Below are 20947 nucleotides of genomic sequence, written 5' to 3' on the forward strand. Positions count from 1 at the left end.
CACGCTCCTGTTCGATGTTTCGAGCCGGTACAACAGCCTATAGCACCAGTGTATGTCTAACGTTGTCAAATGGTTCTCTATTATAGCGATTAAGCGGGCAAAATATTAACTGCATTAACCTTAAATTCGACATTCGGTCATGGTATAATAAGGCATGAGCATAAATCGGACAGAAAGCGGGTGATGGTCATCGTTTCTGCGGAATTTGCCCGGCTGTGGATGAAGATGACGAAGGAATGGAAGACGCATCTGGAGGATGAATTGGCACCGAGCTTGACGGAAGGACAGCTGGTCGTATTGGAGCTGCTCCTGCAGCATCAGCCGATGAAGCCGTCGGATCTGCTGGCTTATCTGGAGACGACGCCTGCGGCGATCACGACGCTGCTGGATCGAATGGAACGCGGCGGCCTGGTGGTCCGAAACCGGGACGAGAGCGACAGACGGATCGTCTGGATCACGGCAACGGACAAAGGGAAAGAGGAAGCCGAGCGAGGCGTATCCATTCGGGATGCGTACATCAGCGAAGCGCTGGATCGGATTTCCCTGCACAATCAGCAACTGCTTGTTTATTTGCTCGGTAAGGTCGCGAATGCCTGAATTGGGATGGCGATCGTAGATTTACATACAGAAGAATCGAATGCACCAGCATTGAACTCATCGGAATTGAATTTATCAAAGTCGAATACAGCAAAAACCGCCCCTTTGATTCCCGCAGTGGAATCGAAGGGGCGGTTTCTATTTTACTTTTTAGAATGTCCTACAAGCCTGTCCACGCGACAGCCGTGAGGACGAAGTCAATGTTATTGAGAAGCTTGCAGTTGAACCGGCTTGCTGTGCATCGATTCGATTCGTTTCGTTACCTGCGCGTAAGTGCTCTTCACCGCGGCATAATCGGCCGAACTCAAATCGGCAAGCGATTTGGAAGCTATTGCGTCTCCGATCGGCACGATGGCATAGCGATTGACGCCCTTCACGCTCGTTCGGTGCACCCACGTCGGGATGGCCTTCACGCTGCCGATCGTCGTGGCGCCATGTTCCTTGTGGATGCCGACCTTGTAGATGACGCCGTAATCTTTCGTATTGCCGCGTTGATTGGATATGAAGTTGCCCATGGAATAAATGATGAGGCCTTTTCTTGCCGTGCCGTCCGGATTCGTCACTTCGGCGAGCTCGTAGGGCTGCACGACATGCGGATGGGAACCGGCGATAATGTCGGCGCCCGCGGCGATGAGGTTTCTGGCCAGCATCGTCTGTTCGTCGTTCGGCGTCGTCTGATACTCGATGCCGAAATGCAGGCACACCGTGATGAAGTCCGCCCCGGCCGCCTTCAAACGGCCGATGTCCTTGATGATGGCCTGCTCGTCGATGAGCGACACCGCATAAGGCTGGTCCTTCGGCAGCGGAATGCCGTTCGTTCCGTACGTGTAAGCAAGCAATCCCATGGATATGCCGGCGCGCTTCACGATCGTGAGCTTGTCGGCTTCCGCTTTCGAGCGTGCCGTTCCTTTGGTGTCCAGTCCAAGCTTCTGCAGCTTCGCGAGCGTCATGGCGATACCTTGGGAACCGCGGTCCATCGCATGGTTGTTGGCGTTCGTGATCGTCGTGAACCCGGCATACTTCAACGCATCGCCAAGCTCCGCCGGCGCATTGAAGCGCGGGTAACCAGATAATCCGAGCGACTTGCCCGCGATCGGCGTCTCCAGATTCCCGAGCGTCCAGTCGCCCTGTTCCAAGATCGGCTTCACCGGCTTGAAGAAGGAATTGAAGTTATACGTGCCGGCTGCCTCGTCGTATGCGCCCGGCAGCTGCGGCATGTGCATCATAATGTCGCCCGCCGCGACCCATGTCGCATCGTACGTCCCGTCGTCAACGGGCGGCTGAGCGCTGTCTCCGCCGGCATTCGGAACATCTTCATCCGCGCCGGGGGCATCCTCGCTGCCCGAGTTGCCGGCAGGCTCATCGGGCAGCTGCGAACCGTTATCCGGCGTATTGCCCGGATCGGAATCGGGAGCGGGTTCCTGCGAAGGTGGCGGCGATTCATGGCCGTTCGAATTGTCGGCGGCTTGGTCGGGAGGAACGGGAGCTAGCTTGGGACCCGATGAACAACCGCCGATCAGCAGCAGGCACAACAGGATAGGCAACCACCGCCTCGTCAACCGTTTCGCCGAACGGTGCTTCATCGGTCCGTACCTCCTTCGTGCGCCAGCAGTCGAAGCGCGCCGGAGAAATCCGCCTCGTCGAACCGGGTCCATGGCAGCGATGCCGGCGGGCGGGAGATAATGGTCAACCATTCCTTCGTGACGGGATGCGAGATTCCGATGGACGTCGACCATAAGGCGATGTCCTGCTCCCCTTGAACGGGCGGCGCGCCGTATTTGCGGTCGAAGACGAGCGGACAGCCGATCGCGGCCATCTGCGCCCGGATCTGATGGGACCGGCCCGTCAGGAGCTTCACCGCGACGAGGGAATACGCGCCCCGCTTCGCGGCGACCGCATAATCCAGGATCGCCTCTTTGGCGTCCCGGACCGCTTGTTCGTGAACCGTGACGATGTTGCGGCCCGCATCTTTGCGCAGGAAATGGCGCAGACGACCGGAAGAGGCAGCAGGAGCGCCGTGAACGACGGCAAGGTATATTTTGTCAAAGCTGCGGCTGCGGACGGATTCAGACAGCCTGGAGGCCGCTTTGGACGTCTTGGCGAAGAGCATCGCGCCGCCGACGGGCCGGTCCAGACGGTGGACGAGCCCGACGTAAACGTTGCCGGGCTTGCCGTACCGCACCTTCAAATCATCCTTCAGCAGGGTGACCATATCGGACTCGCCTGTTTCGTCGGCTTGCGAGAGGATACCCGGCGGCTTCACGACGGCAAGCAGATGGTTATCCTCATAGAGCACGGGAAGCAAGGGAGACGGATCGGGCCTGCCGCTGGCGGTCATGCTATTCGCCCTCCCAGCGTCCCAGAATGCCGCATGGCAGCGTCAAGCCCGACGTCGTGATCGGAATTCCGATTTCGCCGCAGTGGATGGAGCCTTCGAACTTGCGGCCTACCGTCATATGGAGCATATTGTGAAGCACGGTAGGAGACAGCCCTGTCGTGTAGGAATTGACCAGCACGAACAAGGGGTTCTCGCTCATAATACGCGTGCAGGATTCCAGGAACGGATACAGGTTCTGTTCCAGCTTCCACATCTCGCCATTCGGCCCGCGCCCGTAAGAAGGCGGATCCATAATGATGGCATCGTACCGGCTGCCGCGGCGTTCTTCGCGCTGGACGAATTTGAAGACGTCGTCCGTGATGTAACGGACCGGAGCAGAAGCAAGGCCCGACAGCTCGGCGTTTTCCTTCGCCCACTGCACCATGCCCTTCGCGGCATCGACGTGGCATACTTCCGCGCCCGCCGCCGCCGCCGCGACGGTAGCGCCGCCCGTATAGGCGAACAGGTTCAACACTTTGACCGGCCGGCCGGCATTCCGGATCTTGTCCATCATCCAGCTCCAGTTGACGGCTTGTTCCGGGAATAAGCCGGTATGCTTGAAGCTCGTCGGCTTGATATGGAATTTCAGCTCGCCGTAAGAGATGGTCCATCTCTCCGGCATTTTCGTGCGAAAATCCCATTCGCCGCCGCCCGAGGAGCTGCGATGGTAATGGCCGTCGGCCGTCTTCCAGCGGCCCGTCTCGTTCGCGATGGGCCAGATGACCTGCGGATCGGGCCTGCGGAGCACATAGGACCCCCAGCGTTCCAGTTTTTCGCCGTTTCCGGTATCGAGAAGCTCGTAATCTTTCCATAAATCAGCGTTGTACATGCGTGTTTCCTTCCTTGATGTTGAATTTATAGCCGACGCCCCGGACGGTGAGGATATAGGTCGGATTCGCGGGGTCCGGCTCGATTTTCTTGCGGAGATTGCTGACGTGCACCATGAGCGTGCGCGTGTCTCCCATACTATCGTGTCCCCAAACGATGGTGTACAGGTCGTCCAGGGCGAAGGCGCGGTTCGGCGTCTTGGCCAAGCGGACGAGCAGCTCGAACTCCTTGGTCGAGAGGAACACTTCTTTGCCCTGCACGTGCACGGTGCGTCCGGGCAAGTCGATGACGAGTCCGTCGAAACGAAGCACCTCGCCTGCGGCGCGGTCGTACGGATTCTGACGGTCGTTGACCGACTGGCGGCGCAGATGCGCCTTGACCCGCGCGACCAGCTGGCTCGGACTGAACGGTTTCGTCATGTAATCGTCGCCGCCCACGGTCAGACCATGTATAATGTCAGTATCGTCGTTTTTACAGCTGACAAACAGGATGGGAACATCCGAAACCTCCCGGATCCGCTTGCAGACGTCGAAGCCGTCCATTTGCTTGAGCTGCACGTCCAGGATGATCAAATCCGGCCGATACGAATCGGCGAACAGCACGGCGTCTTCGCCGTTGTCCGCCGTGTGCACATGATAGCCTTCGCGCTCCATGTACAGGCTGATCAGCTCGGTAATATCCGCTTCATCATCAACGACTAATATTTTGCTCCCAGACATCTTTCAGTTCCTCCTCTTCCCTCGCACTATTATAGCGAATGGAGGGAGGGGCGGGCAATCTACGTTTTTCAGGAGGGTACCGTCATTCGCCGCTTATCCGCACTATTCATGCTCATCCTTATGTCCATCATCTTCATCCTGCTTTCAGGCTGTACGGTTCGCGAAGGCAGCGCGATGCCCGCGGCCAAGAACGGCGTCATGGACCTGCGCGGCTGGTCGTTCGAAGAAAAGGGAGAGGTTGCGCTCTCCGGACAATGGTCGTTCTATACGGGCGAGCTGCTGACGCCGGGCGATTCGCGGCTGGATCGGTCCGACCGCTTCATCATGGTGCCGCGTTCATGGAACGGGCAAGGCTTCGCGACCTACAGGCTGAAGGTAGAGCTGGCGCCGCGTGAACGCTTGCTGGCGCTGCGCGTCCCGAACATATTCAGCAGCTACAGGCTGTGGATTGACGGGAAGGAAATGGCCGTTCAGGGACAAGTCGGGACGAGCCGTGCCGCGTCGGTGCCGCAGCAGTATCCGCGCATCGTTTCCTTTGACGCCAATTCGGACGCCGTCGATATCGTCATTCAAGTCTCCAATTTCCAGCACCGCAAAGGGGGAATCTGGGTCCCGATGCAGCTCGGGAACAGCGATACGATCGTGAACGGGCAGATGAAAACGACGGCCAAGGAAATGCTCATACTCGGCAGTCTGATCATTATCGGCGTCTATCACATCGGGCTCTTCGCATTCCGGCGGCAGGAGAAATTCATGCTGCATTTCGGACTCCTATGCCTGTTCGTGGCTGCCAGGGCGAGCGTCACGGGCGATAATTACCTGCTCCAGCTGTTCCCGATTCCGTGGGAAGGCGGGCTGAAGATCGAGTACATCTCCTTCTCGCTGAGCGCGGTTACCGGTTATCTGTACGTGTACCGGCTTTTTCCGCAGGAGGCGTCGAAGAAGGTCGCCCATGCCGTTATCGGCATCGGACTCGCGCTCTGCACGTTCGTCATCTTCTGTCCGGCGATCGTGTATTCCAGGCTGATTACCGTCTTTCAGCTGTACGTCGTCGCGGTTAGCGCGTACACGCTCTGCGTGCTCGCCGCGGCGAGATTCAGGAAACGGATCGGAGCCGCGTTCGTGCTTGTCGGCGTGGGGGTGTTCGTCCTGACGGTCTTGAACGACATGCTGTTCTATAATGAGTGGCTGATCTACGCGCAGTTAGTGCCGCTCGGATTGTTTTTCTTCATGCTGATGCAGTCGTTCATCATATCCAAACGGTTTTCGAGTGCCTTATATCAGGTCGAGCATGTATCGAACGAGCTTCGCGAGCTGAACGTGCATCTGGAGGAACGGATCGAGGAGCGGACGGTAGCGCTGAGCGAGGTCAACGATTCGCTGGCGCAGACCAACCGCGACTTGCAGCGCTCGGAAACGTCCAGGCGTCAACTGATGACGAATATTTCGCATGACCTGCGCACGCCGATCACGCTTCTCCAAGGGTATCTGGAGGCTTTCCAGGACGGCGTCGTCAAATCCGAGGAGCAGCAGCAGCGCTACATCAGGATGATGCTCGGGAAAGTGGGCGGGCTGAATCGTTTGATTCATGATTTGTTCGAGCTGACGAAGCTGGAGGCGGGACAAACGCGGTTCGACTTTGCGGAGGTCGTGCTGGGGCAGTGGAAGAGGCAGCTGCGCGACTTGTACGAGATCGACGTCATCAGCGCGGGACTGCGGTTCAGCTGCGAATTTCATAGCGAAAACGCGCCTCGGGAAAGTCATACCCGGGACGCCGAGCAGCAGAACCGCATCCGGCTGAGCTTGGATTTGTCCCGGATGGATCAAGTCATGGCGAATATTATCTACAATGCGATCAAGCATACGCCGAGAGGCGGGGAGATAACGCTTTCTTTTTTCTTCGAGGCTTCGACGAACCGGGTGATCATTACCGTCAGCGATACGGGAAGCGGGATCGAGGAGGAGCATCTGCCGTTCATCTTCGACCGGTTTTACAAAATCGAAGCTTCCCGCAATTCCGCGGAAGGAGGTAGCGGACTCGGGCTTGCCATCGCCAAGGAGATTGTCGAAGCCCACGGAGGCACGATCGGAGCGGTCAGCGCGGTCGACAAGGGCACCATGATTTGGTTCATGCTGCCGTGTACCGTACGCTAGCTTCGATCGGCCTGCTTGAGGACGGCCATCATCCGGTCGATGGACTGCTTGCGCCGCTCCTGATCCATGCCGTTTAAGATACGGATGATTTCGATGGCCTCGGGCGTTACCGATGTATCCGATCTCGCCGGCTCGCCGCCGATTATGTAGTCCAGGGATACGTTGAACAGGACCGCCAGCTTCTTCAAGGTTTCATAGACGGGCTGGCGATTGTTGATTTCGTAATGACTGTAAGCGGAACGCGTAATGCCGATCTGTCTGGCGACTTCTTCTTGCGAAATGTTTTTACGAAGCCTTAGTTCTCGCAATCGATCTCCCATCGTCATGATATATAGCTCCTTACGTCAATCTAGCCATCTAGTACTAGTCCGGAAGATGTCCTTCCGTCCTTCTACTAGATAATTTATGATACAAAGTGTATCATTGTCAAGGATTTATGGCAATATGCAAGGTATATTATAATTTTCTAACGATTATAGGCTCCTCGGGACGGAGAAAAAACGGTTGAAATGAAAGCCTTGTCATCGTACAATAAGGGAAGTTAAAGTTGTACGTACAAGTTAGAGCGTGGCCGTTTCAATTATTGCCGCATGTTTTCCGCATTTATTTGAGGTTATCGTGGCTTAGTCGACTGCTGTTTCGCGCTCATGTTCGTACAAGTTGATGAACTTTGGAGACGATGAAGGAGGAATATTGTCATGATTACCGTTAAGCCTTATCAATTTTGGTTCGTGACCGGAAGCCAGCATTTGTACGGACCCGAGACGCTGCTTGAGGTTGCCGAGCATTCCCGCATCATCGCCGAAGGATTGGACCGTGACGAAGCGGTCTCGTACGAGGTGGTATTCAAGCCGGTCGTGACGACGCCGGAGGAGATTTACAAGGTGTGCGCCGCCGCGAATGCGGACGAGCGCTGCGCGGGCATCATTACTTGGATGCATACGTTCTCGCCGGCCAAAATGTGGATTGCGGGCCTGACGGAGCTTCGCAAGCCTCTCCTGCACCTGCACACGCAGTTCAATCGGGACATTCCGTGGGATTCCATCGACATGGACTTCATGAATCTTAACCAGTCCGCGCACGGCGACCGCGAATACGGCTTCATCGGCGCCCGGATGGGCATCGCCCGCAAAGTCGTCGTCGGCTATTGGGAAGACGAGGCCGTCCGCGGCCGGATATCCGGATGGATGCGAACGGCGGTCGCGTTTACGGAGAGCCGTTTCTTGAAAGTCGCTCGTTTCGGGGACAACATGCGCCAAGTCGCGGTGACGGAAGGCGACAAGGTCGAAGCGCAGGTGAAATTCGGCTGGTCGATCAACGGCTTCGGCATCGGCGATTTGGTCGATTACACGGCTGGAATCACGGACGGCCAGCTGGATGCGCTGACGGCCGAATATGAATCCAGCTACGACATTGCGCCGGAAATCCGGAACGATGCGCAGAAATGGGAGGCCATTCGCGAGCAAGCGCGGATCGAGCTTGGCATGAAGGCGTTCCTGGAGGAAGGCGGATTTACGGCGTTCACGACGACGTTCGAGGACCTGCACGGCATGAAGCAGCTGCCGGGACTCGCCGTACAGCGCCTCATGGAAGCCGGTTATGGCTTCGGCGGCGAGGGAGACTGGAAGACTTCGGCGCTGACGAGAGTGATGAAAATCATTGCCGGCAACAAGGGGACGTCTTTCATGGAGGACTATACGTACCACTTCGAACCGGGAAACGAAATGGTTCTTGGTGCCCATATGCTGGAGATTTGTCCTACGATCGCGGCGGACCGGCCGCGGTTGGAAGTGCATCCGCTCGGCATCGGCGGCAAAGCCGATCCGGCCCGCATGATCTTCAACGGCCGCAGCGGCCAAGCGGTGAATGCCTGCTTGATCGACCTCGGCAGCCGATTCCGTCTCATCGTGAACATCGTGGACGCGGTCGACGTTCCCAAGGACATGCCGAAGCTGCCGGTAGCGCGCGTGCTGTGGAAGCCGCAGCCGTCGCTGAACGAATCCGCCGAGGCTTGGATTCGCGCAGGCGGTGCGCATCATACCGTATTCTCGTACGAAGTTACGGCCGAGCAGCTGCTGGATTGGGCGGAAATGGCGGGCATCGAGTGCGTCGTCATCGACGATGCGACGAACGCGAACGCGTTCCGCAACGAGCTGCGCTTGAACGATATGTATTGGCGGTTGAACCGCTAACCTTCCGGGCAATAGGAAGGAATCGAATAAATGAATGGAGAGGACTTTCCAGGCGGCGGCTGCCGACCGGGAAGGTCCTCTTGGCGTTCTACGGGTCATGGACGAACGAACGAAGCTGAGGCCGATCGCGCAGTTAAGCATCTGATCCCGGTTCAATGTTGCCGCAACTAATACTGACCATATTTATTTCGATAATTGGCGAGCGCCAAGAGCGGCCAAACGATCGAATAACTGTCATAGCGCGTGTAGAGACAGCCCGGCAGGCCCGCTCCGGTCGGATAGTCGGCGGCTGGTCCGGGTCGACAGATACGCGCCAGGAGGAAGTCGCAGGCGCGCTCCATCGCCGGGAGCGGTTTGTCGTGTACGGCGATCAGGGCATCGAGCGCCCAAGCCGTTTGCGAGAGCGTCGAATAGGCCAGCGGAACGTACCGCTTGACATGATCGCTGCCGCCGGATTCGCCGAAGCCGCCGTCCGGCTGCTGAATGCCGAGCAGCCACTCCACGGCTTTGCGGATTTGCGGCTGATCGACGGGTTCGCCGACGGCGGCCAAGCCGGTCAGAGCGGCCCATGTGCCGTAGACGTAACAAACGCCCCATCGGCCATACCAGGAGCCGTCCCGTTCTTGATGGCGGTACAGCCAATCCGCCGCTCGGCGAACGAAGGCGACCCCTCTCGTCAACCCTGCGCTGCGGCCGAGATATTCCAGCGTCCTGCCGGTCAGATCCGGCGTTGACGGGTCCGTTGCGGCATCCTCCGCGCCGTCCAGAGGAACCCAGCGGACGAGCGGATTGTCGATGTTGCGCTCGAAGGCGGCCCATCCGCCGTCGCTGTTCTGCATGCCCAGCAGCCACTGCAGGCCGAGGTCGACGGCGCGGCGCGGCGCGGCTCCTTGGAGGCCTCGGACGGCTCGCAGGGATGCAGTCGTATCGTCAACGTCGGGATTGATCGTGTTGACGTCCGAGAAGCCCCAGCCGCCCGCCATGGGCCGCCGCACGTTGCGCTTCCAGTCGCCCAGCGCGGTATGCTGGCGGTCGAGCAGGTAAGCGCCAGCTCCCGCGATGGCCGGATGCTCGGCGGGTACGCCGGCGTTCTGCAGGGCATGACTGATCAGCGCGGTGTCCCATTGGGCGGAAGTCGTAATTTGAACCGTAGGTTTGGCCGCTGCCTGCGCGTCCGCGAACACGAGGGACTCCAAGCCGCGCAGCGCGTTTTTCATGACGGGATGGCCGTTTGGATAACCGTTGGCGTACAGGGCATGCAGCATGAGGATGGTGGAGCTGGAGTAGCTGTAGAGCGTGCCGTCCGTTTCGATCCGATCCAATATGTACCGTTCAGCGCGGCTGGCGGCTTGGTCGTGCAGCTTGCCGGTAAGGTTCCACAGTCCTTTGCGGCGATGGTCGGAGAGATCGTGAAGCGGCAGGCTGAAGTGTTCCTGCCAGGCGCGGAGCAGGTCGTCGAATTCCTTTCCTCGGCGCGAGGGCTGCGTCAGCGGATGAATGGAGGGAAGCTTGTAATTCGGCTTTCGGTGTGCGAGCAGCAGCATCGGCGCCATATGCACGCGGGCATAGCCCGAGAAATGAAAGAAATGAATCGGCGACGAGGAAGGAAGCAGCAGAATGGCCAGCGGAAGCGGGAACCATCGGGGCCAGGGGTAACGGCCGATGAGCGCGAGATGAAATTTCGTCAGCAGGCTGTCGATTCGCTTCAGCCCGCCCAGTTCGGCGAAAGCGTCTTTCGCCCGTTTCAAGGCAGGTTCCTCCGATGAAAGTCCCGCATATTGCAAAGCATAATAACATTCCGCAGTCGCGGAAGCATTGCCCGGCATTTCGTCCGGATAAACGCGCCACGCGCCGTCGGCCGTTTGCTTGGCCAGCATCCGATCCGTCAATTCCTTCACGAGCTTCGGCCTGGAGATCCCCAAGCTCCGGAGCATAATTATCGCTGCGGCATCCACGGAAGTGCCGTATTCGATGAATCCCATGCGCCAGCTGCCGTCGGCGGCTTGCCGATGGAGCAGGCGGCCGATAAGCATGTCGATCCCGGACTGCACGCGTTGAAACATCATGTCAATCACCTCACTAGGTATTCTATGACGGCCGCTGCTTCATTCATGTCGTGACCAAGGCTACCGCTTGGTGTGTCTGTTCTATGGTCTTATTCCCAGCACTTCACAACTCGTCCTGTCGGGTTCGAATGCAGCGCGGGATTTGCCCGAATTCGGACTTTTGCAACAAAGAAGGTTGTAAAAGCATGGACAAGACGCCTTGAACTCTATATTATGAAAATGATTCTCATTCGTTCGGATTTTTCAGCATGATCTACATAACGCAAAGGTGGTCTGATTCTCGTGAACTCTGAGTCTGCATCGCATGGCGAATCCGGCCTCCAGACGACCGCTAGGCCGCTAGCGGCCGTACTTATACTCGTACTGGGTTTGGTCGCCCTTATCTTGGCGGCGGCGGTATCCATCTCCGTCGGCGCGACGGACATTTCGCTGGACACGGTATGGAATGCCGTATTCCATTTCAATCCGGATTTGACGACGCATCAGATCATCCGCGAGCTGCGATTGCCCCGCGTGCTCGCTGCCGCGCTGGCCGGCGCGGCATTCGCCGCGGCTGGCGCCATCATGCAGGGCATGACGCGCAATCCGCTTGCGGACTCCGGCATCCTCGGCATCAATGCCGGCGCCGGCCTCATGCTCGCCGTATGCTTCGCTTTCATGCCGGGGCTGCCCTTTATCAGCCTGATGCTCTTCGCATTCGCCGGGGCCGCTCTCGGCGCCGTCATCGTGTTCGGAGCGGGCTCGATGTCGCGGGGAGGGCTGTCGCCGCTTCGCCTCGTTCTCGCGGGCGCGGCGACTTCCGCGCTGCTGCTGGCGATTACCGACGGCATCGCGATCCATTATCAGATCGGCCGTGACCTGGCCTTCTGGTTCGCCGGCGGCTTGGCCGGCGTCAGCTGGGAGCAAGTGCGGCTGCTGGCGCCGTGGATTCTCGTCTGCCTCGCGGGCGCCGTCGCGCTGTCGCGCTCCATCACGCTGCTGAGCCTCGGCAACGATATCGCCATCGGCTTGGGCCAGCGCATCGGGCTGGTGAAAGCCGCCTGCACGCTGCTGGTGTTGGTACTGGCAGGCGCCTCCGTATCGGTCGTCGGGGCTGTCGGTTTCCTTGGACTTATTATTCCGCATGTGGCGCGCTACTTGGTCGGCGTTGATTATCGCTGGATCATTCCTTGCTCCGCCGTCCTGGGCGCGCTGCTGCTCGAGCTCTCGGATATCGGCGCGAGACTGTTCAATCCCATGGCCGAAACGCCGGTCGGCGCCGTGACCGCCCTGCTGGGCGTGCCTTTCTTTCTCTATCTGGCGATGAGAGACAGGAGGTCCAGCTAGCATGAAGTCAACTGCCTTCTCTCACGCGGAACGAAGCCGGGGCATCCGTGCGGCGCGAATCATGGGGATCATGCTCCTGCTCGTGGTTGTCTTGTTCATGATCAGCATGAATACGGGCGTTATCCGCCTGGCGCCGCTCGACGTTCTCCGGACGCTGTCCGGCTCCGGTTCCGATAATCAGGAGCTCATTCTGTTTCAATTCCGGCTTCCGCGCATCGTCATGTCGCTGCTGATCGGTGCGGGCTTCGGACTGTCGGGCTGCATGCTGCAGGGCATTACCCGGAACGCGCTGGCCGAGCCCGGCATTCTCGGGATTAACGCAGGAGCGGGTCTTGTCGTGCTGCTGTACGTTTCCTCGCATGCCGTGAACGGCAGCGTGTTCCTGCTGCCCGTCCTGTCGCTGCTCGGTGCGGGGGCCGCGGCCGCGCTCATTTATGGCTTATCGTACAGGCGCCATCAGGGCGTATCCACGATTCGCATGCTCCTCGTCGGCATAGCCATTGCGGCGGGGATTAACGCGTTGACGCTCGTGCTGACGTTGAAGCTGAATCCGGAACAGTTCACGTACGTGCAGACTTGGCTGGCGGGAAGCATCATGGGCACGGACTGGCGGTTCGTGACCGCGCTGCTGCCATGGCTGGTCGTGCTGCTGCCTGTCGCGTTCGCCAAAGCGCGCATTCTGGACGTGATGAATCTGGGCGATTTCACGGCAACGGGTCTTGGCTCGGCCGTGCAGCGGGAGCGGCTATACCTATTCGCCGCGGCTGTCGGCTTAGCGGCGTCGTGTACGGCGCTCGGCGGCTCCATCGGGTTCGTGGGGCTTATCGGTCCGCATCTGGCCCGCAGGCTCGTAGGTCCGCAGCATCGGCAATTGCTTCCGGCTTCCGCGCTTGCGGGCGCATTGCTGGTGATGGCGGCCGATACGATCGCCCGGCCGTTCGACGTGCCGACCGGCATCGTCGTCGCGGTCATCGGAGCGCCGTATTTCTTGTATTTGCTCGCCAAATCGCGCAACTGATACTCGCGTATTCGCAGGACAAGGAGGAAAGAGACTTATGCTGGCGCGTTTTATATCGTATTACAAGCCTTATAAGAAACTATTTTATCTCGACTTCTTCAGCGCCGTGTTAGCCGGCTTTCTGGAGCTCGGCTTCCCGCTCGCCGTCAATCAATTCATCGACAAGCTCCTGCCGGGCAAGGACTGGAGCCTAATCACCTGGGCTTGCGCGGGGCTGCTGTTTATTTACGCTTTGAACGCTTTCTTAAACTATATCGTGACCTATTGGGGCCATATGCTCGGTATCAATATCGAAACGGATATGCGACGCAAGCTGTTCGATCATGTCCAGAAGCTCAGCTTCCGGTTCTTCGACAACACGAAGACGGGCCATCTGATGTCCAGGCTGACGAACGACCTGATGGAAATCGGCGAAATGGCGCATCACGGGCCCGAGGATTTGTTTATCGCCGTCATGACCCTTGTCGGCGCTTTCGTCCTGATGCTGCTCATTAACTGGAAGCTCGCGGTGCTGACGTTCATCGTCGTTCCGCTCATGATCTGGCTGGCCATCATGTTCAGCTCCAAAATGACCAAGGCGTTCCATCAATTGTTCTCGGATATCGGGGATTTCAACGCGCGCGTCGAAGACAACGTCGGCGGCATTCGGGTCGTTCAGGCTTTCGGCAACGAGGAGCACGAGAGGAAGCTCTTTCATGAGAACAATCAGCGCTTTCGCCTGACGAAGCTGCTGTCGTACAAAATCATGGCGTCCAACACGTCGCTCAGCTACATCCTGAAGCGGCTGGTCACGCTGTTCGTTATGATATGCGGAACGTGGTTCGTCATCCGGGGCGAATTGACCGCGGGGGAATTCGTAGGCTTCCTGCTGCTGGCGAACGTATTCATCGGACCGATCGAGAAAATCAACGCCGTCATCGAAAGCTATCCGAAGGGCATCGCGGGCTTCAAGCGCTACGTCGAGCTGCTGGAAACCGAGCCGGAGGTAGCGGACCGGCCGAACGCCGTGAACGTAGGCAAGCTGAGAGGCGATATCGAATTCCGCGAAGTCGGCTTCGGTTACGAGAACGAGGCGAAGGTGCTGAACAACATTAACTTGATCATCCGCGAAGGCGAGACCGTTGCCTTCGTCGGTCCGTCCGGCGCGGGCAAAACGACGCTGTGCAGCCTGCTTCCAAGGTTCTATGATGTCAGCGAAGGCGGCATCTCGATCAACGGTTTGGATATTCGCGACATGACGCTCGCATCGCTGCGCAGAGGCATCGGCATCGTGCAGCAGGACGTTTTCCTGTTCTCGGGCACGCTGCGCGAGAACATTCTGTACGGCAAGATGGACGCCACGGCAGAGGAGATGGAGACGGCCGTGAAACGCGCCCAATTGGAAGCGTTCGTTCAATCGCTGCCGGAAGGGCTGGATACGATCGTCGGCGAGCGCGGCGTGAAGCTGTCCGGCGGACAGAAGCAGCGGGTAGCGATCGCCCGGATGTTCTTGAAGAACCCGCCGTATCTCATCTTGGACGAAGCGACTTCCGCCCTGGATACGGAGACGGAATTGGCGATCCAGCAATCGCTCGCCGAGCTTTCCCAGGGCCGTACGACGCTCGTCATCGCGCACCGGCTGGCGACCATCAAGAATGCGGACCGGATCATCGTCGTCACGGAGCAAGGCGTCTCCGAGCAGGGCAGGCACGAGGAGCTGCTGGCTGCAGGCGGGCATTACAGCAGGCTTCATCGGGCGCAGTTTCAGAACTAATGTTCGTCGCTTCTATCTGTGATCCGAAGAAGCAGCATCGAAGACCGTTCCAGCCTCGGCTGCGAATGGTCTTTTTTGCATGGAGCGGCTTCGCATTGCTATAATGAATTGCATTTGGGGCAACGATGTCCCGCTGGCTTCATGCCAATCTAACCGAAGAGGAGTGCGAATAGCAATGAGAACGTTCCAGCAACGGATGGAGCAATACGCTGCGCTGGCGGTCGAAGTGGGCGTCAACGTACAGCCCGGCCAGAAGCTTTGCGTCATCGCCCCGATTGCGGCTGCGGAGTTCGTGCGTGAAATCGTCAAGCATGCGTACAGGATCGGCTCGACCTACGTACACGTCGACTGGAGCGACGAAGACGTGACGCGCGCGCGTCTCGAGCATTCGCCCGAAGCAGGGCTGTCCGTATACCCGACATGGATTGCCGACGGCCGCGTCCAAATGGCGGAGGACGGCGCCGCGTTCCTGTGGGTCGATGCAGGGGATCCGGACCTGTTGAACGGCATCGATGCGGTTCGGATCGGCACGATGACGAAAGCGCAGCAGAACGCGCTGCAGGCGTTCCGCAAATATACGTTGAACAATGAGTGTGCGTGGTCCATCGTAGCGGTTCCCACGCAGGCGTGGGCGAATAAAGTGTTTCCTGAACAGGCCGAAGCCGAGCGCGTCCAAGCGCTGTGGGAGGCGATCTTCGCCGCTGTGCGCGTCGACGCGGAAGATCCGGTCGCCGCATGGCGCGGACATGCCGATAATCTGCGCGCCAAGGCAGGCAGGCTGAACGAGCAGAAATATTCGGAGCTGAGATACCGCAGCGCCTCGACGGGAACGGACGTGACGATCGGCTTGCCCGAGGGACATGTATGGGTCAGCGCCGGCACGCAAAGCAAGCAAGGATCCACGTTCATTCCGAACATGCCGACGGAGGAAGTGTTTACATCGCCGCATCGCATGCGCATTAACGGAAAAGTCGTGAGCAGCAAGCCGCTCAGTTATAACGGCAACCTGATCGATCGTTTCTCGATTACGTTCGCCGAAGGCCGCATCTCCGCGTTCGCAGCCGAGCAGGGAGAGGATGCGCTTCGCCAATTGATCGAGACGGACGACGGATCGCACTACTTGGGCGAGATCGCGCTCGTGCCGTATCATTCGCCGATTTCGGATACGAATGTCACGTTCTACAATACGTTGTTCGACGAGAACGCAGCTTGTCACTTGGCAATCGGTTTCGCTTTTCCGTTCTGCTTGGAGGGCGGCTTGCAGCTGAGCAAGGAAGAACAGTCGGCGCGCGGATTGAATCAGAGCTTGGCGCACGTGGATTTCATGATCGGTACGGCGGATCTGGAAATCGACGGGGTGCGGGAGGACGGCAGCCTGGATCCGGTATTCCGGAACGGGAACTGGGCATTTTAATGCGTTTATAAGCCTGTACGACTTACGTTTGCAGCGGCTTTTCGCACCGGGATACGCGGGTTGCGAAAAGCCCTTTTTCTAAAATAAGGGTTGACATTCGTTTTTAATATGTCATAATGACAATATCAAACAACGGACATTTAGCCGTCCGACAACTCGTTTCATGGCTATTGATATTGTCGTTATGACATGATGACTACTTCTGTGCAGGGGGAATGACGAATGAACAAACCTTGGGTGCTGCCGGCCTTATTCGCGATTATGGTTGGAATCGCGTATTATACCTCATCCTCGGCGCTTGAAATCGCGGCGACGACGACGGGGCTGCTCAGCGTATGGCTGACGGCGAGGGAGCGGATATGGGCTTGGCCGATCGGCCTGGTCAATGTCGCCTGCTTCTTCTACATGTTCGAGGATGCTAAGCTGTACGCGGATATGATGCTTCAAGTCTTCTTCTTCGTCCTGAGCGTATACGGCTGGATCGCATGGCTGAACGGCCGAGGCGCCGCCAAAGTCCGGCCGACAAGGACGATAACCGTCCGACTAAGCTGGACGCTGGCCTTGCTTCTGGTGGCCGTCACGCTGCTGTGGGGTTATGTGCTCGAGCAGTACACCGGCGCATCGATTCCTTACGCGGATGCGCTGATCGCGACGCTCAGCCTCATCGCTCAATATTTGCTCTCTTCGAAAATACTTCAAAACTGGCTCTGCTGGATTGCAGTCGACGTCATGTCGATCGTCATGTACGCTTACAAAGACCTGCATTCGCTGGCGTTTCTCTACACGATCTTCTTGGCAATCGCGATCGCGGGGCATCTATCGTGGCAGCGAGAATATCGGTCCTTGAAGGGAGGCGTGCCCGTATGAATGAACGACGCACGGGGCTGACGCTCGGCAAGTTCGCGCCGCTGCACCGCGGCCATCAGCTGATGATCGAAACCGCGATTCAAGAAACCGACGACGTCATCGTCGTCATCTATGATTGTCCGGAGACGACGGATATTCCGCTGAACGTCCGCGCCGGCTGGATCCGGACGCTGTATCCGCAGGTGCAGGTCATCGAAGCATGGGACGGACCGGCGGCGATGGGAGATACCCCGGAGATCAAGCAGCTGCAGGAGTATTATATCCTAGGCTTGCTGAACGGGAGACGGGTTACCCATTTCTACTCCAGCGAATTCTACGGGGAGCATATGAGCGCGGCGCTCGGCGCCGAGAACCGCCAGGTCGATGTCAGGCGCATTCAGGTGCCGGTCTCGGGAACGCAAGTTCGGTTGGATCCCTATGCCAACCGCGAATTCGTGAGTCCGGTCGTCTATAACGACCTCATCGCCAAAGCAGTTCTGCTAGGCGCTCCATCCACGGGAAAAACCACGCTAGCCGCGTATATGGCGGAACGAATGAATACGGCGTGGATGCCGGAATACGGACGAGAATACTGGGAACAGCATCAAACCGACCGCCGGCTTGCGCCGGAGCAGCTGGAGGAGATCGCCGCCGTCCATATCGAACGGGAAGACCGGCTGACGCAGGACGCGCGGGAGGTGCTGTTCGTCGATACGAATGCCATCACGACGTATATGTTCGCCCTTGACTATCATGGCTCGGCGACGCAGGGATTGACGCTTCTGGCGGAGCGGGCCGCGGCGCGTTACGATCTCGTCTTCCTATGCGATACGGACATTCCGTACGACGATACGTGGGACCGCTCGGGAGCGGTGCACAGGGAAGTCTTCCAGAAGCAGATCGAGGCCGATCTGCGGACGCGCCGCATCCCGTACATCCTGCTTCGCGGGTCGTTGAGCGATCGGGCCGAACAAGTGGAGGCGATACTTCGGAAGTTCCGCAAATATCGAAGTCCGTTTGAGTGGATGGGGCGCGATGCATAGCGACATGAAAAAAACCATGCGAGGAGAAGACTCATTCGCATGGTTTTTGCCGTTTTTAACAGCCTAGCTGTTTCTCGTACAAGCAGAATCCGCTCGGCGACGTGCCTTTGAACGTATAGCCGATGCCGCTGTAGAATGCGTTCAGCTTCGGGTTGCTGGCAATGCAGTCGAGACGCATCACGGTCTTGCCCGGGAACGAAACGCCGGTTTCGGCCCAGCGCACCATATCCGCGCCGAGACCGCGTCCGGCGTAATCGCGATTGATGGCGAGCCGGTGGAGGTAGACGACGGATTCATGTCCGTCCGGTCCCCATAAATTATGGTCCCAATCGCCGGGCACCTGCATGAGCAGCACGATGCCGGCGAGTTTCTCGCCATCCTTGAACAGGAAGAGTTCGCCCTTCTCGATGTGACCGGTAACGTCATGATGATCGTCGCCCGACAATAGCGCGCTCCACTGGGTCGAGCCTTGGCTTTGCAGCCATCTGGCAGCGCCGACGAGAAGTTCCATGACGGCGGCCGTATCGGCCGGCTTCGCCTGGATGACCGAAATGCGCGCATTCGCATGATCGTTGTGCATGATGTAATTAAGCATGTTGGTTTCTCCGTCCGTTTTCCGTTTGATACTTGCGCAGGCTTCTATTGTAGCATCCGGCGCCCGAAGTGTTCAAACCGCGGGTTTCTTTACGAAGAAATACATGCTGAGCGGCCACCAGACCACTGCGAAAATCGGATAGATCGCCCAGATCTCTTCCGGCGAAGTAATCGCGTTGACCGTAATGAACAGCGCGCTGCTGAGCAGCGAAGCGCAGAGCGCGAACGAGAACCACTGGCGCGTACGGACGAAATAGATCGACATCGGCCACCAGAGAACGGCATAGGCGGGGAAAATGATCCACGGAAACTGCGGAGAGAGCAGCAGATTCAGCATGCCGTAGTAGATGATGATGCAGAAGCTGCCGATCAGCGCCATGGCGAGCGTACCCGCGAAACGGCCGGCATACATGAGAATCGGCCACCAAACGATGGCAAAGCCGGCGTACAGGATCCAAGGATAGCCGGGGGTTTCCGTGATGTTCTGATAAGCGAGATAAGCGATGATGAGAACTGTCGTTGCGACGGAATAGGCTTTGATCCGCCCGCTTCCCGCAAAATACAAGGCGACCGGCCACTGAATGAGGGCGAATGCGGGATGAATGAACCATACGACGCCGGGCGAAGTCAAGTAATTGACAAGCGCCAGGAAGAAGATGCTCATGATACTGCCCGAAACGGCAAATGCTATGCGATGTGTCTTCATCGGATCGCCTCCTTATTTCCATCCCAGCCATTTGTAGAACATGACGAGCGGCCACCAGGCAACGGCGAAGGTAGGGTAGACGAACCAGATGCTATCGGGCGTATAGTACACGTTAATGAACAGGAAGAGAGCGATGATGAGGCCGCTGCCCCATAACGAGAAGCCGAGGTGAAGGCCGTACTGTTTCCGGGAGGAGACAGGCTTGCCGTCCTTAACGCCAAGCTCCTGCTTGATGTCCGTGATGTCGCCGAATTCGACGATCGCCTTATTGGTGGCGTCTTCCTCGGTTTTGCCGCCGCGCACGAGATCGAACACCTTTTCCTCGAGGTTTTGCGTGATTTCTTCCTGAATGGCCTGTTTCTGTTCGCTGTCCGGAATATCCGAGAACCATTCTTCCACATGCGTTCTGATCTTTTTCATCGTTATAGTCCCTCCATGAATATATTGACGATCTCTTTGATCTCGTTCCATTCTTCGACGGTTTCCTTCAGATAGGCCTTGCCGAGCTTCGTAATCTTGTAATACCGGCGCTTGCCGCCGTGCGAAATGTCGCCGAGGTACGATTCGATCAGCTCTTTGCGCTCGAGCCGTTGGAAAACCGCATACAGGGTTGCCTCTTTAATTTGAAACCGGTCGTCGGTGCGGACGCTGATTTCTTTGGAAATCTCATAGCCGTAACGGTCTTCTTCATAAATCAGCCGTAAAATGATGGCATCGAGATGACCGCGGATGATGTCGCTTCGGATCATGCTGGTTCCTCCAGTCCTTGTTCGATGACTACGTTCAAGCCCGTGCGGCGAATTGCTCTATGTCGCAGTGCTCTATCTCACAGTGTTCTATCTGATAGAGTTCTATCTGATGGAGTAAATGTATCACATCATTACTCTACGTGTCAAAGTAATAATTTCAATGCCGCATAAACAGAAGAAAAGCGCCCGGTTAAGGGCGCTCCGCTAACGCTTTTGGATGTTTTTTCCGCCTCGTTTGGCGTTCTGCCCGCCTTCGTTGGCATAGGTACCGATGTTGCGGTTGATCTGCGAATTGCCGCTCGCGCGCTGGTTGATCGTGATCCATTTGTTGACCGTGATGTAGTAGACGGTGGTTACGCCTTTTCTGCTTCTGCCGGTGCGTTTAAATGGTTTCATCGCGAATCCCTCCATACTCGTGGTTGTTACAGGATATGCCCGGCGGATAGACATGCTTATGTGGATGTCCATTTATCCACAGGATGGGTGCGGATTTGCACGAGTGCCGGGGGATGCTATAATGGCGAAGGAAGAAGGCTTTTCCAACCGATCTATAATCATGAATTGG

The 20947-nt window shown here is 57.8% G+C and carries 20 protein-coding genes; 9 read left to right on the plus strand and 11 right to left on the minus strand.

Annotation, left to right across the window (positions count from 1 at the left end; translation table 11 throughout):
* Positions 1-189: 189 nt before the first annotated feature.
* Positions 190-597 carry a MarR family transcriptional regulator gene (locus GT003_RS03115; protein ID WP_161695257.1) on the plus strand — a complete coding sequence of 136 codons (408 nt, stop codon included), beginning with the start codon at positions 190-192 and terminating at the stop codon, positions 595-597.
* A gap of 203 nt (positions 598-800) precedes the next feature.
* On the opposite strand, the gene GT003_RS03120 is transcribed toward GT003_RS03115, so the two are convergent.
* The 4 genes from GT003_RS03120 to GT003_RS03135 are packed head-to-tail and all read right to left on the minus strand — an operon-like array spanning position 801 to position 4521.
* Positions 801-2180: a CapA family protein gene (locus GT003_RS03120; protein WP_161694347.1), complete on the minus strand. Its 1380-nt coding sequence runs from the start codon at positions 2178-2180 to the stop codon at positions 801-803.
* Positions 2177-2935, minus strand: coding sequence for an RluA family pseudouridine synthase (locus GT003_RS03125; RefSeq protein WP_161694349.1), 759 nt, complete (start codon positions 2933-2935; stop codon positions 2177-2179). Before GT003_RS03125 ends, GT003_RS03120 begins: the two co-directional genes overlap by 4 nt.
* A 1-nt stretch (position 2936) precedes the next feature.
* Positions 2937-3803, minus strand: coding sequence for a class I SAM-dependent methyltransferase (locus tag GT003_RS03130; RefSeq protein WP_161694351.1), 867 nt, complete (start codon positions 3801-3803; stop codon positions 2937-2939).
* Positions 3790-4521: a response regulator transcription factor gene (locus GT003_RS03135; protein WP_161694353.1), complete on the minus strand. Its 732-nt coding sequence runs from the start codon at positions 4519-4521 to the stop codon at positions 3790-3792. The genes GT003_RS03130 and GT003_RS03135 overlap by 14 nt, the downstream gene beginning before the upstream one ends.
* Positions 4522-4641: 120 nt before the next feature.
* Between GT003_RS03135 and GT003_RS03140 the strand changes: the two genes are divergently transcribed.
* Positions 4642-6675 carry a sensor histidine kinase gene (locus tag GT003_RS03140; RefSeq protein WP_161694355.1) on the plus strand — a complete coding sequence of 678 codons (2034 nt, stop codon included), beginning with the start codon at positions 4642-4644 and terminating at the stop codon, positions 6673-6675.
* Here the strand turns inward: GT003_RS03140 and GT003_RS03145 are convergent.
* Positions 6672-7001: a helix-turn-helix domain-containing protein gene (locus tag GT003_RS03145; RefSeq protein ID WP_161694357.1), complete on the minus strand. Its 330-nt coding sequence runs from the start codon at positions 6999-7001 to the stop codon at positions 6672-6674. The genes GT003_RS03140 and GT003_RS03145 overlap by 4 nt on opposite strands.
* Before the next feature lie 372 nt (positions 7002-7373).
* Here GT003_RS03145 and araA point away from each other — a divergent pair, with 372 nt between their 5' ends.
* Positions 7374-8867 carry an L-arabinose isomerase gene (gene araA, locus GT003_RS03150; protein WP_161694359.1) on the plus strand — a complete coding sequence of 498 codons (1494 nt, stop codon included), beginning with the start codon at positions 7374-7376 and terminating at the stop codon, positions 8865-8867.
* A gap of 167 nt (positions 8868-9034) precedes the next feature.
* On the opposite strand, the gene GT003_RS03155 is transcribed toward araA, so the two are convergent.
* Entirely contained in the window at positions 9035-10933 is a 1899-nt protein-coding gene (locus GT003_RS03155) for a terpene cyclase/mutase family protein (protein ID WP_161694361.1), read from the minus strand.
* Positions 10934-11206: 273 nt separating this feature from the next.
* Between GT003_RS03155 and GT003_RS03160 the strand changes: the two genes are divergently transcribed.
* The 6 genes from GT003_RS03160 to GT003_RS03185 all read left to right on the plus strand — a co-directional run bounded on the left by GT003_RS03160 (position 11207) and on the right by GT003_RS03185 (position 18333).
* Positions 11207-12259, plus strand: coding sequence for a FecCD family ABC transporter permease (locus tag GT003_RS03160; RefSeq protein ID WP_161695259.1), 1053 nt, complete (start codon positions 11207-11209; stop codon positions 12257-12259).
* A gap of 1 nt (position 12260) precedes the next feature.
* Positions 12261-13277 (plus strand): FecCD family ABC transporter permease, encoded by a 1017-nt coding sequence (locus GT003_RS03165; protein WP_161694363.1) that lies wholly within the window; start codon positions 12261-12263, stop codon positions 13275-13277.
* Between the two features lie 37 nt (positions 13278-13314).
* Positions 13315-15030 (plus strand): ABC transporter ATP-binding protein, encoded by a 1716-nt coding sequence (locus tag GT003_RS03170; protein ID WP_161694365.1) that lies wholly within the window; start codon positions 13315-13317, stop codon positions 15028-15030.
* Positions 15031-15205: 175 nt separating this feature from the next.
* A complete protein-coding gene (locus GT003_RS03175) occupies positions 15206-16444 on the plus strand; it encodes an aminopeptidase (RefSeq protein ID WP_161694367.1) in 1239 nt (412 codons plus the stop codon).
* A 222-nt stretch (positions 16445-16666) separates the two neighbouring features.
* Positions 16667-17311, plus strand: coding sequence for a nicotinamide riboside transporter PnuC (gene pnuC / locus GT003_RS03180; protein WP_161694369.1), 645 nt, complete (start codon positions 16667-16669; stop codon positions 17309-17311).
* Positions 17308-18333, plus strand: a complete 1026-nt coding sequence (locus GT003_RS03185) for an AAA family ATPase (protein ID WP_161694371.1) — start codon at positions 17308-17310, stop codon at positions 18331-18333. Before pnuC ends, GT003_RS03185 begins: the two co-directional genes overlap by 4 nt.
* A gap of 55 nt (positions 18334-18388) precedes the next feature.
* Here GT003_RS03185 and GT003_RS03190 read toward each other — a convergent pair whose 3' ends face one another.
* The 5 genes from GT003_RS03190 to GT003_RS03210 form a co-directional block, all read right to left on the minus strand.
* Positions 18389-18928 carry a GNAT family N-acetyltransferase gene (locus tag GT003_RS03190; RefSeq protein WP_161694373.1) on the minus strand — a complete coding sequence of 180 codons (540 nt, stop codon included), beginning with the start codon at positions 18926-18928 and terminating at the stop codon, positions 18389-18391.
* A 72-nt stretch (positions 18929-19000) separates the two neighbouring features.
* Positions 19001-19633, minus strand: coding sequence for a hypothetical protein (locus tag GT003_RS03195; RefSeq protein ID WP_161694375.1), 633 nt, complete (start codon positions 19631-19633; stop codon positions 19001-19003).
* Between the two features lie 12 nt (positions 19634-19645).
* Positions 19646-20053 (minus strand): permease prefix domain 1-containing protein, encoded by a 408-nt coding sequence (locus tag GT003_RS03200; protein ID WP_161694377.1) that lies wholly within the window; start codon positions 20051-20053, stop codon positions 19646-19648.
* A gap of 2 nt (positions 20054-20055) precedes the next feature.
* Complete coding sequence (locus GT003_RS03205) at positions 20056-20382, minus strand: PadR family transcriptional regulator (protein ID WP_161694379.1); 327 nt, start codon at positions 20380-20382, stop codon at positions 20056-20058.
* A 204-nt stretch (positions 20383-20586) separates the two neighbouring features.
* On the minus strand, positions 20587-20778 hold the full coding sequence (locus GT003_RS03210; RefSeq protein ID WP_161694381.1) for a hypothetical protein: 192 nt from the start codon (positions 20776-20778) through the stop codon (positions 20587-20589).
* Between the last annotated feature and the right edge of the window lie 169 nt (positions 20779-20947).

It is taken from the genome of Paenibacillus sacheonensis, assembly GCF_009909195.1.
GTDB classification, from domain to species: Bacteria; Bacillota; Bacilli; order Paenibacillales; family Paenibacillaceae; genus Paenibacillus_Z; species Paenibacillus_Z sacheonensis.

Bases quoted from the DNA above. Each gene is read 5' to 3' on its own strand.
- GT003_RS03130 (WP_161694351.1), bottom strand. From the start codon at position 3,803: ATGTACAACGCTGATTTATGGAAAGATTACGAGCTTCTCGATACCGGA.
- GT003_RS03155 (WP_161694361.1), bottom strand. From the start codon at position 10,933: ATGATGTTTCAACGCGTGCAGTCCGGGATCGACATGCTTATCGGCCGC.
- pnuC (WP_161694369.1), top strand. From the start codon at position 16,667: ATGAACAAACCTTGGGTGCTGCCGGCCTTATTCGCGATTATGGTTGGA.
- GT003_RS03200 (WP_161694377.1), bottom strand. From the start codon at position 20,053: ATGAAAAAGATCAGAACGCATGTGGAAGAATGGTTCTCGGATATTCCG.
- GT003_RS03205 (WP_161694379.1), bottom strand. From the start codon at position 20,382: ATGATCCGAAGCGACATCATCCGCGGTCATCTCGATGCCATCATTTTA.
- GT003_RS03140 (WP_161694355.1), top strand. From the start codon at position 4,642: ATGTCCATCATCTTCATCCTGCTTTCAGGCTGTACGGTTCGCGAAGGC.
- GT003_RS03210 (WP_161694381.1), bottom strand. From the start codon at position 20,778: ATGAAACCATTTAAACGCACCGGCAGAAGCAGAAAAGGCGTAACCACC.
- GT003_RS03195 (WP_161694375.1), bottom strand. From the start codon at position 19,633: ATGAAGACACATCGCATAGCATTTGCCGTTTCGGGCAGTATCATGAGC.
- GT003_RS03170 (WP_161694365.1), top strand. From the start codon at position 13,315: ATGCTGGCGCGTTTTATATCGTATTACAAGCCTTATAAGAAACTATTT.
- GT003_RS03145 (WP_161694357.1), bottom strand. From the start codon at position 7,001: ATGACGATGGGAGATCGATTGCGAGAACTAAGGCTTCGTAAAAACATT.
- GT003_RS03190 (WP_161694373.1), bottom strand. From the start codon at position 18,928: ATGCTTAATTACATCATGCACAACGATCATGCGAATGCGCGCATTTCG.
- araA (WP_161694359.1), top strand. From the start codon at position 7,374: ATGATTACCGTTAAGCCTTATCAATTTTGGTTCGTGACCGGAAGCCAG.
- GT003_RS03185 (WP_161694371.1), top strand. From the start codon at position 17,308: ATGAATGAACGACGCACGGGGCTGACGCTCGGCAAGTTCGCGCCGCTG.
- GT003_RS03135 (WP_161694353.1), bottom strand. From the start codon at position 4,521: ATGTCTGGGAGCAAAATATTAGTCGTTGATGATGAAGCGGATATTACC.
- GT003_RS03175 (WP_161694367.1), top strand. From the start codon at position 15,206: ATGAGAACGTTCCAGCAACGGATGGAGCAATACGCTGCGCTGGCGGTC.
- GT003_RS03125 (WP_161694349.1), bottom strand. From the start codon at position 2,935: ATGACCGCCAGCGGCAGGCCCGATCCGTCTCCCTTGCTTCCCGTGCTC.
- GT003_RS03120 (WP_161694347.1), bottom strand. From the start codon at position 2,180: ATGAAGCACCGTTCGGCGAAACGGTTGACGAGGCGGTGGTTGCCTATC.
- GT003_RS03165 (WP_161694363.1), top strand. From the start codon at position 12,261: ATGAAGTCAACTGCCTTCTCTCACGCGGAACGAAGCCGGGGCATCCGT.